Annotated in this window: 13 protein-coding genes; 6 read left to right on the forward strand and 7 right to left on the reverse strand. The window is 61.8% G+C overall.

What is annotated here, in order from left to right; genetic code table 11:
* Position 1: 1 nt before the first annotated feature.
* The gene (locus tag ACEN8Q_RS04455) at positions 2-1,111 is read right to left on the reverse strand and encodes a cytochrome P450 (RefSeq protein WP_413704607.1); all 1,110 of its coding nucleotides are present in this window, start codon (positions 1,109-1,111) and stop codon (positions 2-4) included.
* Between the two features lie 79 nt (positions 1,112-1,190).
* Between ACEN8Q_RS04455 and ACEN8Q_RS04460 the strand changes: the two genes are divergently transcribed.
* Positions 1,191-1,949: an ArsR/SmtB family transcription factor gene (locus tag ACEN8Q_RS04460; protein WP_413704608.1), complete on the forward strand. Its 759-nt coding sequence runs from the start codon at positions 1,191-1,193 to the stop codon at positions 1,947-1,949.
* 66 nt (positions 1,950-2,015) lie between these two features.
* Here ACEN8Q_RS04460 and ACEN8Q_RS04465 read toward each other — a convergent pair whose 3' ends face one another.
* The 5 genes from ACEN8Q_RS04465 to ACEN8Q_RS04485 form a co-directional block, all read right to left on the reverse strand.
* A complete protein-coding gene (locus ACEN8Q_RS04465; protein WP_413704609.1) occupies positions 2,016-3,035 on the reverse strand; it encodes a branched-chain amino acid aminotransferase in 1,020 nt (339 codons plus the stop codon).
* 243 nt (positions 3,036-3,278) lie between these two features.
* Positions 3,279-4,661 carry a dihydrolipoyl dehydrogenase gene (gene lpdA, locus ACEN8Q_RS04470; protein WP_413704610.1) on the reverse strand — a complete coding sequence of 461 codons (1,383 nt, stop codon included), beginning with the start codon at positions 4,659-4,661 and terminating at the stop codon, positions 3,279-3,281.
* Between the two features lie 3 nt (positions 4,662-4,664).
* A complete protein-coding gene (locus tag ACEN8Q_RS04475) occupies positions 4,665-5,939 on the reverse strand; it encodes a dihydrolipoamide acetyltransferase family protein (RefSeq protein ID WP_413427804.1) in 1,275 nt (424 codons plus the stop codon).
* Positions 5,940-6,998 carry an alpha-ketoacid dehydrogenase subunit beta gene (locus ACEN8Q_RS04480; RefSeq protein ID WP_413427805.1) on the reverse strand — a complete coding sequence of 353 codons (1,059 nt, stop codon included), beginning with the start codon at positions 6,996-6,998 and terminating at the stop codon, positions 5,940-5,942.
* Between the two features lies 1 nt (position 6,999).
* Complete coding sequence (locus ACEN8Q_RS04485; RefSeq protein WP_413427806.1) at positions 7,000-8,235, reverse strand: 3-methyl-2-oxobutanoate dehydrogenase (2-methylpropanoyl-transferring) subunit alpha; 1,236 nt, start codon at positions 8,233-8,235, stop codon at positions 7,000-7,002.
* Positions 8,236-8,420: 185 nt separating this feature from the next.
* On the opposite strand from ACEN8Q_RS04485, the gene bkdR reads away from it, so the two are divergent.
* On the forward strand, positions 8,421-8,909 hold the full coding sequence (gene bkdR / locus ACEN8Q_RS04490; protein ID WP_007976593.1) for a Bkd operon transcriptional regulator BkdR: 489 nt from the start codon (positions 8,421-8,423) through the stop codon (positions 8,907-8,909).
* Positions 8,910-9,023: 114 nt separating this feature from the next.
* Here bkdR and ACEN8Q_RS04495 read toward each other — a convergent pair whose 3' ends face one another.
* The gene (locus ACEN8Q_RS04495; protein WP_413428885.1) at positions 9,024-9,887 is read right to left on the reverse strand and encodes an MBL fold metallo-hydrolase; all 864 of its coding nucleotides are present in this window, start codon (positions 9,885-9,887) and stop codon (positions 9,024-9,026) included.
* 103 nt (positions 9,888-9,990) lie between these two features.
* Between ACEN8Q_RS04495 and ACEN8Q_RS04500 the strand changes: the two genes are divergently transcribed.
* The 4 genes from ACEN8Q_RS04500 (at position 9,991) to ACEN8Q_RS04515 (ending at position 13,952) form a co-directional block, all read left to right on the forward strand.
* A complete protein-coding gene (locus ACEN8Q_RS04500; RefSeq protein WP_413428886.1) occupies positions 9,991-10,332 on the forward strand; it encodes an ArsR/SmtB family transcription factor in 342 nt (113 codons plus the stop codon).
* A gap of 166 nt (positions 10,333-10,498) precedes the next feature.
* Positions 10,499-11,743, forward strand: a complete 1,245-nt coding sequence (locus tag ACEN8Q_RS04505; RefSeq protein WP_413428887.1) for an FAD/NAD(P)-binding oxidoreductase — start codon at positions 10,499-10,501, stop codon at positions 11,741-11,743.
* Positions 11,744-11,752: 9 nt separating this feature from the next.
* Positions 11,753-12,559 carry a sulfite exporter TauE/SafE family protein gene (locus ACEN8Q_RS04510; protein WP_413704611.1) on the forward strand — a complete coding sequence of 269 codons (807 nt, stop codon included), beginning with the start codon at positions 11,753-11,755 and terminating at the stop codon, positions 12,557-12,559.
* A 208-nt stretch (positions 12,560-12,767) separates the two neighbouring features.
* Complete coding sequence (locus ACEN8Q_RS04515) at positions 12,768-13,952, forward strand: porin (RefSeq protein ID WP_413428771.1); 1,185 nt, start codon at positions 12,768-12,770, stop codon at positions 13,950-13,952.
* Positions 13,953-14,089: the final 137 nt, after the last annotated feature.

Raw genomic sequence — 14,089 nt, forward strand, 5'->3', positions numbered from 1 at the left:
GTCAATCACTGAACAGCGGAATTCGTCCATTCGCGGACGGACGGAATTCCCGCTTCAGGTGCTCCAGTGCTGGCCTCATCGCCAGAAGCTGCTTGAGCGTAGCGCCGGCAATGCTCAATGCCAGCCGTTGCCCCGGACATTGATGGCGCCCCGCACCAAAGGTGAAACTGCGCCGGTTCGGGCGGTCGAGCAGGAATGCGTCGGGGTCGTCGTTGAGTTGCGGGTCGCGATTGGCCGAGGCCAGCAGCACCAGGATCACGTCTCCGGCATCCAGCCTCACCCCGTCAATCTCGCAGACGGCGGCGACGAAGCGGCGGGTGTTCTGTACCGGCGGATCGAAGCGCTGCACTTCGGCCAGCAGGTCTTCAACAGGGGTTGATTCACTGGCCAACGACGGATGTTCAATCAATGCCAGCACGGCATTGCCAATCAGCCCGGCAGTGGCCTCGAAGGTCTGGGAAAACAGGCCGATCAGGTTGGCGATCAGCGTTTGCGGCGCGCCGGACGCGAAGCGCTGGCGGATGCCTCCAAGCAGATGGCTGTGGTTGTCCGGGTCGGCCAGCAGCTCGACACAGTAACCGCTCAATTGCTCGGCGGCAGCGTGGGCGGCGGTCAACTGTGCTGCGGTACTCAAGGGCGACAGGCAAGCCACGAAATCCGCCGTCAGTTCGCTGATGACGCGACCCTGAGCCGGGGTGAATCCCAGCAACGCCGCCACCACGCACACCGGTCCACGGAACATGGCGTTGTACAGGCCGGCGGCGTCGGCGGTGATCAACCGGGCGCTGACCAGGGCCTCGACTTCCCGCGCATCGATCAACTCCAGCCCCGGCGCAATCGCCGACCGTGGACAGCGCTGGCGCTCGCCCTCGTTCATGCGCATCAGTTGGCCGAACACCTGGCCGGCCATGCCATCGGCAATCGCCCTCGGGACGGGCTCCTGTGCGGGGCGAACGTGGCAGTCGGGATGGGCCAGCACGGCAGCCACCGCCCGGGCGTTGCTGGCCACCCACATTTTCAGCCCCGGATGAAAGGCCAGCCCACCCTCGGCACGCAGTTGTGCGTAGTAGGGATAAGGATCGGCATGGGTCGCAGCGATGATCGGGTCCATGGGTCGCGGCCTTTTGTTGTTGGAAAGTGTTGCTACTATCTCCAGTTCGAAAGGACGTTGATTCGTCCGGGAGCGAAATATGAGCGCAGAACAACACGACATTGGCGTCTCGCAGGTGGCGGCAGGCATCGCTGAGCCGGCGCGGACGAAAATCCTCTGTTCGCTGATGGACGGTCACGCCCGCACCAGTACCGAACTGGCGGCGGTGGCCGAAGTCAGCGCGTCGACCGCCAGTGCCCACCTGGCCAAACTCAAGGAACTGGCGCTGGTGCGGCTGCACGTTCAGGGACGTCACCGCTATTACAGCCTGGCGGACAAGTGCGTGGCCCAGGCCCTTGAAGCGCTGATGGTGCTCGGCCGGAATGCCACGCCGGAGTTCCAGTCGCGTACGCCGGATCGCCTGCAATTTGCCCGCACCTGCTACGACCACATGGCGGGGACCCTTGCCGTACTGTTGCATGACCGGATGCTTGAGGCTGGCTGGCTGGAGGAAACCGACGAACAGGCCTATCGCTTGAGTGACAGCGGTACGGCAATGTTTCAGGGGCTTGGGATCGAGGTCCAGGACTTGAGCACATTGCGTCGCCGCTTTGCCTGCCCATGCCTGGACTGGAGCATGCGCCGGCCGCATCTGGGTGGGTCGCTGGGCGCGGCGTTGCTGCAAACGGCGCTCAAGCGCAAGTGGGTGACGCAGGATCTGGACAGTCGCGCGCTGGCGCTGACCGCGTTGGGGCGCAAGGAGATGGCGGGGCGGTTCGGGGTTGAATTGCCGCTGGAACGTGACGGCAAAAGATCGCAGCCTGTGGCCACTCCTGCGGGGGCGGCGTTCAGTCGCTGAATCGCAACCATGAAAAAGCCCCCCATCGGTCACCCGATGGGGGGCTTTTGTGCGTCTGGCGTCAGGTCAAACCTTGACGATCCAGCCTGCTGGCGCTTCGATATCGCCGGTTTGCACGCCGGTCAGCTCTTTGTAGAGCTTCTGGGTGATCGGGCCGACTTCGGTTTCGCTGTGGAACACGTGCAGGTGGTCGTTGTAGTTGATGCCGCCGATCGGCGTGATCACCGCCGCAGTACCACAAGCACCGGCTTCCTTGAAGTCCGCCAGCTTGTCGATGAACACGTCGCCTTCGATCACTTCCAGACCCAGGCGGGACTTGGCCAGTTCGATCAGCGACAGACGGGTGATGCCCGGCAGTACCGATGGCGAGTTCGGGGTCACGAACTTGTTGTCGTGGGTGATCCCGAAGAAGTTGGCCGAACCGACTTCCTCGATCTTGGTATGGGTCAGCGGATCCAGGTAGATGCAGTCGGCGAAGTGCGCCTTCTTGGCCTGGGAGCCCGGCATCAGGCTGGCGGCGTAGTTGCCACCGACCTTGGCGGCACCGGTGCCTTGTGGTGCGGCGCGGTCGTAGCTGGAGATCAGGAAGTTGTGCGGGGTCAGGCCGCCCTTGAAGTAGGCGCCAACCGGGATGCAGAAGATCGAGAAGATGAACTCGGGGGCGGTACGCACGCCGATGTTGTCACCCACGCCGATCACGAACGGGCGCAGGTACAGCGCGCCGCCGGTTCCGTACGGCGGAATGAAGCGCTCGTTGGCACGGACCACTTCTTTACAGGCTTCGATGAATTGCTCGGTGTCGACTTGCGGCATCAGCAGCCGGGCGCAACTGCGTTGCATGCGCAGGGCGTTCTGGTCCGGACGGAACAGGTTGATCGAGCCGTCCTTGCAACGGTAGGCCTTCATGCCTTCGAAGCATTGCTGGCCATAGTGAAGGGCAGTGGAGCCTTCGCTGATGTGCAGCACATTGTCTTCGGTCAGGGTGCCTTTGTCCCATTCGCCATTGCGAAAGTACGACAGATAGCGTTTGTCGGTCTTGATGTAGTCAAAACCCAGCTTGTCCCAGTTGATGCTTTCGTTACCCATGACACCCTCTATCACTTAACAACCGCCGAAACGGTTCAAGGCTTCTGACGTTTTTCCGGATGGGCACAACAATACTTCATTCCGGGCCGGTTTCGCAGCCCGGACTATCGGATGACGGACAGATAATTCGCGTTGACCTTGAGAATTCGCGAGCAAGCCCGCTCCCACAGGGGAATGCATTCCAGATGTGGGAGCGGGCTTGCTCGCGAAGAGGCCAGCACTGCCGCCATCAATCACTCTGAATCACAGATGCAATGCATGCCCCAAAGCACGCAACGCCGCTTCCTGCACCGCCTCACCCAGCGTCGGGTGCGCGTGGATGGTGCCGCCGATGTCTTCCAGCCGCGCGCCCATCTCCAGGCTCTGGGCAAACGCCGTGGACAACTCCGAGACGCCAACGCCCACCGCTTGCCAGCCGACAATCACATGATTGTCGCGACGGGCGACCACGCGCACGAAGCCGCTTTTCGACTCCAGTGTCATGGCCCGGCCATTGGCGGCGAACGGGAAGCTCGACACGATGCAGTCCAGGCCTGCGGCCTTGGCCTCGTCGGGGGTCTTGCCGACCACCACCAGTTCCGGGTCGGTGAAGCACACGGCGGCGATGGCGGTCGGGTTGAACTCGCGGGATTTACCGCTGATCAGTTCGGCGACCATCTCGCCCTGGGCCATGGCCCGGTGCGCGAGCATCGGTTCACCGCTCAGGTCACCGATGGCATACACGTTGCGCATGCTGGTCTGGCAGCGGTTGTCGATCTTGATCGACGAACCGTTCATCTCCAGGTTCAGCGCTTCGAGGTTCCAGCCCTGGGTGTTCGGCTTGCGCCCGACGGCCACCAGCACCTGATCGGTTTCCAGGTGCAGGGTATCGCCGTTCGGATCCAGAACTTGCAAGGTATTCTGTTGTGAATCAAAGCCTTGCACGCTGTGTTTCAAGTAAAGCTTCACGCCGAGTTTTTTCAGTTCGTCGTGCACAGGCTGGGTCAGTTCGGCGTCGTAGGCCGGCAGGATGCGTTCCTGCGCCTCCACCACGCTGACGTCGGCGCCGAGCTTGCGATAGGCAATGCCCAGCTCCAGACCGATGTAACCGCCGCCGACCACAATCAAGCGCTTGGGCACGGATGTCGGCGCCAGGGCTTCGGTGGACGAGATGATCGGCCCGCCGATCGGCAGCATCGGCAGGTTGACGCTTTTGGAGCCGGTGGCCAGCACCAGGTGTTCGCACTGGATGCGCGTGTCGCCGACTTCCACGGTTTTGCCGTCGATGACCCTGGCCCAGCCTTGAATGACCTGAACCTTGTTCTTTTTCAGCAGCGCCGCGACGCCGGTGGTCAGGCGATCGACGATGCCGTCCTTCCATTCCACGCTCTTGCCGATGTCCAGGGTCGGCGCCGAAACGCTGATGCCCAGGGCCGAATGCTGGCTGTGGTGTTGTGTCTGGTGGAACTGCTCGGCGACGTGAATCAGTGCCTTGGACGGAATGCAGCCGATGTTCAGGCAGGTGCCGCCCAGGGATTGACCTTCCACCAGAATGGTCGAAATGCCCAGTTGGCCAGCACGGATCGCCGTCACATAACCGCCAGGGCCGCCGCCGATGATCAGCAGCGTGGTGTTCAGAGTCTGCATGAATTACTCCACAAACAAGGTAGCGGGTTGTTCGAGCAAGCCACGGATGGCCTGGATGAATAGCGCCGCGTCCATGCCGTCGACCACGCGGTGATCGAAGGAGCTGGAGAGGTTCATCATCTTGCGGATCACGATCTGGCCTTTGACCACCATTGGTCGCTCAACGATCTTGTTGACGCCGACAATCGCCACTTCCGGCAGGTTCAGCACCGGCGTACTGACAATACCGCCCAAGGCGCCGAGGCTGGTCAGGGTAATGGTCGAGCCGGACAGCTCGTCGCGGCTGGCCTTGCCGTTGCGTGCGGCGGTGGCCAGGCGGGCGATTTCCGCCGCGCTGTCCCACAGGCTGCGCGCTTCGGCGTGACGCACCACCGGCACCATCAGGCCGACGTCACTCTGGGTCGCGACGCCAACGTGTACGGCGCCGAGGCGGGTGATGACCTGGGCTTCGTCGTCGTAGCGGGCGTTCATTTGCGGGAAGTCGCGCAGGGCGACGACCATGGCGCGGACCAGGAACGGCAGCAGCGTGAGTTTGCCGCGAGTCGCGCCATGTTTTTCGTTGAGGTGCGCGCGCAACTCTTCCACGGCGGTGACGTCGATTTCTTCGACGTAGCTGAAGTGGGCGGCGCGCTGGGTGGCGTCCTGCATGCGCTGGGCAATCTTGCGGCGCATGCCGATCACCGGGATCTGCTGTTCATCGGTGCGCTGGGCATAAGCGGCGGGGGCCGGTGCCGAAGCGTTCGACTGACCTTGGGCCAGATAGGCTTCGAGGTCGTCGTGCAGAATCCGTCCGGCGGGGCCGCTGCCACGTACCAGACGCAATTGAATACCGAGGTCCAGCGCATGCTTGCGCACGGCCGGCGAGGCCAGCGGACGTTCATCGGCTTCGCGAGCCACCATCGGGCCTTGGCATATGGCAGCTTTCGGCGCTGCGGCAGCGACCGGTTTGCTTTCCATCACGGCATCGACTTTCGGTGCTGCAACTGGCGCTTCTTTCACAGGGGCCGGTTGCGCCGACTCCTTAACGTTGCCCGCGCCTTCGACTTCAATGCTGATCAACACGCTGCCAACCGCCATGACTTCGCCCGGCTGGCCACCGAGGGCAATGACCTTGCCATGCACGGGCGACGGAATATCCACCATCGCCTTATCCGTCATGACATCGGCCAGCACCTGATCTTCGACGACCATGTCGCCGACCTTGACGTGCCACACCGACAATTCAACTTCTGCAATGCCTTCGCCAATGTCCGGCATTTTAATAACGTGCGTGCCCATTCAGACCTCCATGACCCGTTTCAACGCCGCGCCCACACGGGACGGCCCTGGGAAATACGCCCACTCTTGCGCGTGCGGGTAGGGGGTGTCCCAACCGGTGACGCGTTCGATCGGCGCTTCCAGGTAGTGGAAGCAGTGCTCTTGCACCAGCGCCGTCAGTTCGGCGCCGAAGCCGCAAGTGCGGGTGGCTTCGTGAACGATCACGCAGCGCCCGGTTTTCTTCACGGACTTGGTGATGGTTTCCAGGTCCAGCGGCCACAGGCTGCGCAGGTCGATGACTTCGGCATCCACGCCGCTTTCTTCAGCGGCGACTTGCGACACGTAGACGGTGGTGCCGTAGGTCAGCACGGTGACGTCCTTGCCCGGACGGGCGATGGCGGCAACGTCCAGCGGTACGGTGTAGTAGCCGTCCGGAACCTGTGCGGCGGGGTGTTTCGACCATGGGGTCACCGGACGCTCGTGGTGGCCGTCGAAAGGGCCGTTGTACAGGCGTTTCGGCTCCAGAAAGATCACCGGGTCATCGTTTTCGATGGAGGCGATCAGCAGGCCTTTGGCGTCGTAGGGGTTGGACGGCATGACGGTGCGCAGGCCACACACCTGAGTGAAGAGTGCCTCGATGCTCTGGCTGTGGGTCTGGCCGCCATAGATGCCGCCGCCGCAGGGCATGCGCAGGGTCAGCGGCGCGGTGAACTCGCCGGCCGAGCGATAACGCAGGCGCGCGGCTTCGGAAATGATCTGGTCATACGCCGGGTACACATAGTCGGCGAACTGGATCTCCACCACCGGGCGCAGACCGTAGGCGCCCATGCCCACGGCGGTGCCGACGATACCGCTTTCAGAGATCGGCGCGTCGAACACCCGCGAGGTGCCGTACTTGGCTTGCAGGCCTTCGGTGCAGCGGAACACGCCGCCGAAGTAGCCCACGTCCTGGCCGAAGACCACGACGTTGTCGTCACGCTCAAGCATCACATCCATGGCCGAGCGCAGGGCCTGGATCATGGTCATGGTGGTCGTGGTCATGGCGGTTTCCAACTCGATTTTGTTGTTGTGATCGTTCATGTCAGATCCCCAACTCTTGACGCTGGCGCTTCAAGTGCTCCGGCATCTCTTTGTAGACGTCTTCGAACATGGTCGCGGCGCTCGGAATCTGGCCGCCGGCGAGGGTGCCGTACTGTTCGGCTTCTTTTTGCGCGGCGATCACTTCGGCTTCCAGTTCGGCGCTGACGGTGGCGTGTTCCTCTTCGGACCAGTGGCCGATCTTGATCATGTGCTGCTTGAGGCGCGCAATCGGATCACCCAGCGGGAAGTGGCTCCAGTCATCGGCAGGGCGGTACTTCGACGGATCATCGGAGGTCGAGTGCGGGCCGGCGCGGTAGGTGACCCATTCGATCATGGTCGGGCCGAGACCGCGGCGCGCACGTTCGGCGGCCCAGGCAGAGGCGGCATAGACGGCGACGAAGTCGTTGCCGTCGACCCGCAGGGAGGCAATGCCGCAACCGACGCCACGACCGGCGAAGGTGGTGGCTTCACCGCCGGCAATCGCCTGGAAGGTGGAAATCGCCCACTGGTTGTTGACCACGTTGAGGATCACCGGGGCGCGGTACACGTGGGCGAAGGTCAGGGCCGTGTGGAAGTCCGATTCGGCGGTGGCGCCGTCACCGATCCACGCCGAGGCGATCTTGGTGTCGCCCTTGATCGCCGAGGCCATGCCCCAGCCCACGCCTTGAATGAACTGGGTGGCGAGGTTGCCGGAAATGGTGAAGAAACCGGCGTCCTTGACCGAGTACATGATCGGCAATTGCCGGCCCTTGAGCGGATCGCGCTCGTTGGACAGCAACTGGCAGATCAGGCCGACCAGCGGTACGTCGCGGGCCATCAGGATGCTTTGCTGGCGGTAGGTCGGGAAGCACATGTCGTCGATGTTCAAGGCCAGGGCCTGGGCGCTGCCGATGGCTTCTTCGCCAAGGCTTTGCATGTAGAACGACATTTTTTTCTGACGCTGGGCGACTACCATGCGGTTGTCGTAGATGCGGGTCTTGAGCATGGCTCGCATGCCCTTGCGCAAAATCTCCACCGGCACGTTTTCAGCCCAGGGGCCGAGGGCATTGCCCTGGTCGTCGAGCACGCGGATCAGGCCACGGGCCAGGTCGGCGGTGTCGGCCGGTTCAACGTCGATGGAAGGTTTGCGCACCGTGCCGGCATCGGTCAGGTGCAGGTAGGAGAAGTCGGTTTTGCACCCTGGGCGGCCCGAGGGTTCGGGGACGTGCAGGCGCAGCGGTTCATACGCTTGGGTCATGGCTTCTACGCTCGATCTTGTGAATTTCTTGTAGTGAGCTGACAGATTTCATTCGGTAAATGAAATCTTGTCCTACAACAATCATAGGCCCGCCCAAGAAGAATATTTCTCTCTGTTTCGTTGCGTTAAAGATCATTTGCAGATAAAAAAACTGCATAAACATAAAAAGCAGGTGTTTTTGTCTCATGCGCAAACTGGACCGTACCGATATCGGCATTCTCAACAGCCTTCAGGAGAATGCACGCATCACCAACGCCGACCTCGCGCGTTCGGTGAACCTGTCGCCGACACCGTGTTTCAACCGGGTCAAGGCCATGGAAGAACTGGGGGTGATTCGCGAGCAAGTGACGCTGCTGGATGCCGACCTGCTGGGATTGCATGTGAACGTGTTCATTCACGTCAGCCTGGAGAAGCAAGTGGAGGAGGCGTTGCAGCATTTCGAAGAAGCGATTTCCGACCGCCCCGAGGTGATGGAGTGCTACCTGATGGCCGGCGACCCGGACTACCTGATCCGGGTACTGGTGCCGACCATTCAGTCGCTGGAGCGCTTCATGATGGACTTCCTGACCAAGGTGCCGGGGGTGGCGAACATTCGTTCGAGCTTTGCGCTCAAGCAAGTGCGCTACAAGACTGCGTTGCCGTTGCCGGCCAATGGCCTGACTCTGGGCAACTGACACGATCACTCTGTAGGAGCGAGCTTGCTCGCGATGGACGTTAACGATAACGCGAGTCTTCTGGATAAACGCGTTGCCCTCAAGTCCATCGCGAGCAAGCTCGCTCCTACAGGGTCAGAATTTGTTCAGAGGGATTTTCAGGTAAGTCACGCCATTGCCCTCGGCCGGCGGCAAATTCCCCGCCCGCACATTCACCTGGATCGCCGGCAGTAACAGCGTCGGCATGCCCAGCCCTGCATCACGTCGTGTGCGCATTTCCACGAACGCGGCTTCATCGATCCCGTCATGTATATGAATGTTGTTTTTGCGTTGTTCGCCGACGGTGGATTGGCACTGGGGGGAGCGGCCATTGGGCGGGTAGTCGTGGCAGACGAACAGCCGCACGCTGGCGGGGAAGGCCAGCAGTTTGTGGATCGAGGCGAACATCTGGTTGGCATTGCCGCCCGGGAAATCGCAGCGGGCGGTGCCGACGTCGGGCATGAACATCGTGTCGCCCACCAGAATCACATCGCTGTCGACCAGGTAAGCCATGTCCGCCGGGGTATGGCCGGGCACGTGCAGGGCGGTGGCCTTGAGGTTGCCGATCATGAACGATTCGTCGGGGGCGAACAGGTGATCGAACTGGGAGCCGTCGACGCGAAAGGAGGGTTCCAGATTGAACAGCGCCTTGAACACGTCCTGGACCTTGCTGATCGACTCGCCAATGGCGATCTTGCCACCCAGCTCCCGCCGCAGATAAGGCGCGGCGGACAGGTGATCGGCGTGGGCGTGGGTTTCCAGCAGCCATTGCACCTGCAGCTTGTGGGCACGAACGAAGTTGATGATTTTGTCAGCCTGGGTCGTCGCGGTACGCCCGGCGGCACCGTCGTAATCGAGCACGGGGTCGACGATCGCACACTGCCCGCCATCGGCCTCGTAAACCACATAGCTGTAGGTCGAGGAGGCGGGGTCGAGGAAAGCTTCAATCAGCGCGGGCATGAACATGGACCTGTGCAGGGGTAGAAAAGTCAGTCGTGGGTTGCAACACTTTACATAAAAACATAATGTTCACAGCTTAAGTGACGTTGAAGGCATCCTGCAAATGCAATCCAGTCTGACCGAATGTGAAGTCGCCCAACTGCGCGCCTCGGCCTCCAAGGCCTGTGCGCTGCTCAAGGCCCTGGCCAATGAGGATCGCCTGTTGATCCTGTGCCAGCTGACCCAGGGTGAGCGCAACGTAGGCGAGCTGGAGAAAATGACCGGCGTGCGCCAACCGAGCCTGTCCCAGCAATTGGGGGTCCTGCGCGATGAAGGACTGGTCGCGACCCGTCGTGAAGGCAAGTACATTTTTTACGGTCTCGCCAGTCATGAAGTGATCCAGGTGATGAAAACCCTCTCCGGACTTTATTGCGGGGCGGTGTTTAAAAGCTGGATTCAACCCTGATCCTGTTCAACACCCCGAACCTGTGGGAGCGGGCTTGCTCGCGAAGACATAGTGTCAGTCGACACCTTCATTGGCTGACCCACCGCTTTCGCGAGCAAGCCCGCTCCCACAGTAGTTTTGTGTACTGACTAGAAAAATCCTTGCGTGCAGCAATAAGGAACAAGCAATGAACGATCAACACTGGGGCCCATCCATCAGTGCAGATATCGTGGTCATCGGCGGCGGCACGGCGGGCATCGGCCTTGTCGCCAGCCTGCTCAAGCGTAGCCCGCATCTGAACGTCACCGTGATCGAACCCAGCCCCCGGCACTTCTATCAACCGGCCTGGACGCTGGTCGGCGGTGGTGCATTCAACGTGGAAAACACCGTGCGGCCGACAGCGTCGGTGATGCCGCGCGGGGCCAATTGGGTGCAGGCTGCCGTGACCGGCATCGATCCTGACAAACGCCAACTCACCCTCAGTGACGCGCGCACGGTCAGCTATCTCAATCTGGTCGTCTGCCCCGGCCTGCGCCTGGCCTGGGAGAAAATCGAAGGTCTGGAGGAAACCCTCGGCCAGCATGGCGTGACCTCGAATTACAGCTATCAGCACGCGACCTACACCTGGGATCAGGTGCAGAAATTGCGCGGCGGCAAGGTGCTGTTCACTCAGCCGGCCATGCCGATCAAATGCGCGGGAGCGCCACAAAAGGCGCTGTACCTGTCCTGCGATCACTGGAACAGGACCGGTGTGCTGAACAACATTGACGTCGAATTCAACCTGGCCGGCGCGGCGCTGTTTGGTGTGGCGACGTTTGTCCCGCCGCTGATGAAGTACATCGAGAAGTACAAGGCCCGGTTGGCGTTCAACTCGAATCTGGTCAAGGTCGACGGCCCGGCGAAAACCGCATGGTTCGAGGTCAGGGATGCCGATGGCAATGTCACCCGTCAGGCAAAAGCCTTTGACCTGCTGCATGTCGTACCGCCCCAGGTCTCCCCGGATTTCATCGCCCGCAGCGCGCTGGCCGACACCGCTGGCTGGTGCGAGGTCGATCCGCACAGCCTGCAGCATCCGCGTTATCCCGACGTCTTCGCGCTGGGTGATATCTGCGGCACCACGAATGCAAAAACCGCAGCTGCGGTGCGCAAGCAGATCGTGGTGGTGGCCGAAAACCTGCTGGCCTTGCGCAAGCAACAACCGCTGCCGCTGAAGTACGACGGCTATGGCTCCTGTCCGCTGACGGTGGAGAAGGGCAAGGTGATCCTTGCCGAGTTCGGTTATGCGGGCAAGTTGCTGCCGACCTTTCCCCTTGACCCGACGACCCCGCGCCGCTCGGCGTGGTGGCTGAAGGCGACACTGCTACCGTGGTTCTACTGGAACGGTATGCTCAAGGGCCGTGAGTGGCTGACGCGTGTGTCCAGGGTCGACTGAGAACTCCCTATGTTGCTGGCAAGTCTGTTTGGCGTAGTGATGGGGTTGGTGCTCGGCTTGACTGGCGCCGGCGGCGGTATCCTTGCGGTCCCGGCGCTGGTGTTGGGGTTGGGCTGGAGCATGACCCAGGCCGCTCCGGTGGCGTTGTTCGCGGTGGGCAGTGCTGCAGCGGTCGGCGCCATCGATGGATTGCGCCATGGCCTGGTGCGTTATCGCGCGGCGTTGTTGATCGCAGCACTCGGTGCGGTGTTTTCGCCGGTGGGCATCTACTTCGCCCATCAGTTGCCGGAAAAAATCCTGATGATCCTGTTCAGCCTGTTGATGGTCATGGTGGCCTGGCGGATGTTGCGCCGTGAACGCAAGGATGACGGCCCGAGCGATCATGGGCACGCCAACTGGGGCCAGAAGAACTGCATGCTCGATCAACAGACCGGGCGCTTTTCCTGGACCGCCAAATGCACCGCGACCCTCGCCGCACTCGGTGCGGTGACGGGGGTGGTGTCGGGGTTGCTGGGGGTGGGCGGCGGCTTTCTGATCGTCCCGGCATTCAAGCAACTGACCGATGTGCAAATGCGCGGGATTGTCGCCACCTCGCTGATGGTGATCAGCCTGATTTCCGCCATCGGGGTGATTGGCGCGTTCCATGCCGGCGTGCGCATTGACGGCGTCGGTGCCGCTTTCATCGGCGCCAGCATCGCCGGCATGATCGTTGGCCGCAAGCTGTGCGCGCGGGTACCGGCGCGGGGGTTGCAGGTCGGGTTCGCCAGCATCTGCGTGGTGGTCGCCGCTTACATGCTGTTCAAAGCCAACGCCTGACCGGTACCGGTTCCTGCGGACGCCAGTCAGGTCCGCAGGCCTACACCCTAAGTTGCGAGCCTCGCCGACCAGCGGTCGTACGCCATAGTGGTCACGCACCGCCGTCCAGTCCAAAGCAGCTGAAAACCACCCCCAAGGCAGCGTATGGCGCCGCCGGTCAGGTTTCGATAATCGCCTCCGACACTCAGTCCCCGTTTCGGAGCGCGCCATGCACAACAATAAGAACTTCACGCATCGTTTTCTGCCAGCCTTCATCGCCAGCCTGTCTGCCCTTGGCCTGAGCCCGGTGGCCAAGGCGGAAATCATGCTGTACGACAAGGACCAGACGACGTTCTCCACCGACGGCTACATCAACGCCTTTTACGTGAACAGTGATGTCGACCGGGCCGGCGAGCAGTTCGACCGTCGGCAGTCGCGGGTAAAGATGGGCTTTTTGCCCAACTACCTGGGGTTCAACATGGGCAAGCAGGTAGACGATCTCAAGCTCGGCGCCCGCGCCTCGTTCTGGGTCACCATCAACGACAGCCAAACCAACGGCACCGACACAGCCATCGATGTGCGGCAGTTCTATGGCACCGTAGCCAACCCGGAATGGGGCGAAGTGCTGATCGGCAAAGACTTCGGGCTGTTCGCCCGCTCCAACATCCTGCTCGACGAAATGCTCGCCGGTTACGGTCAGGTCAGCGATACGCTGGGGCTGGTGGATGGCGGCGGGGTGTCGTTCGGCAACATCGGCACCGGTTACCCGTATCCGTTCCCGACCTCGCAGATAACCTATCGCACCCCGGTGATGGACGGCCTGCGTGTGGCGGTAGGCATCATGGACCCGGTAGACACCAACGACAGCAGCCCGACGGGCAAGGCCTATCAGGAAAACCCGCGTACCGAGAGCGAAATCACCTATCAGTTCGACCTGGCCGGGGCAAAGATCTACAGCTGGGTCAACGGCAGCTACCAGACCTCGGACAACACTGATTCCACAGTCGAGACCGTCACCTCCAAGGGTGTCGGTTATGGTGTACAGGCGAAGATGGGCGGCTTGTCCCTCACCGGGTCGGGTTTCCAGGCCAAGGGCATCAACCCGTTTTTCACCAACAATGCCGGCGAGCCGACCCTGCGCAATGTCGACAGCGACGGATACCTGTTGCAGGGCTCCTACAAACTGGGCAAGAACCGCCTGGCCTTGTCCTACGGCAAGACCAATGACGATGGCAACGGCGTGGTCGGCAGCGGCGCGGACTACGAGACCCGCGGCATCGCGTTGTTCCATGACGTGAACGACAACCTCAAGCTGGTGGCCGAGTACAACCAGTTCGAAATCAACGGCCACGACACCAGTGCCCAGAATGAAGACACCGACACCTTTGCCGTGGGCGCGGTGCTGACCTGGTAAACCCGGGAGGTGGCCCTGGCCGTGCGCATCGCGGCGAGGGTCGCCAACCGTCTCATCCCATCGAAGCGGCTACCCGCTACCCAAGTAGCATTCGTCGCCCCCCACAGACTTCGTACACTCGTACCTCATACACACGC

It is taken from the genome of Pseudomonas sp. Pseusp16, assembly GCF_047324915.1.
In the GTDB taxonomy this organism is placed as follows: Bacteria; Pseudomonadota; Gammaproteobacteria; order Pseudomonadales; family Pseudomonadaceae; genus Aquipseudomonas; species Aquipseudomonas fluorescens_CD.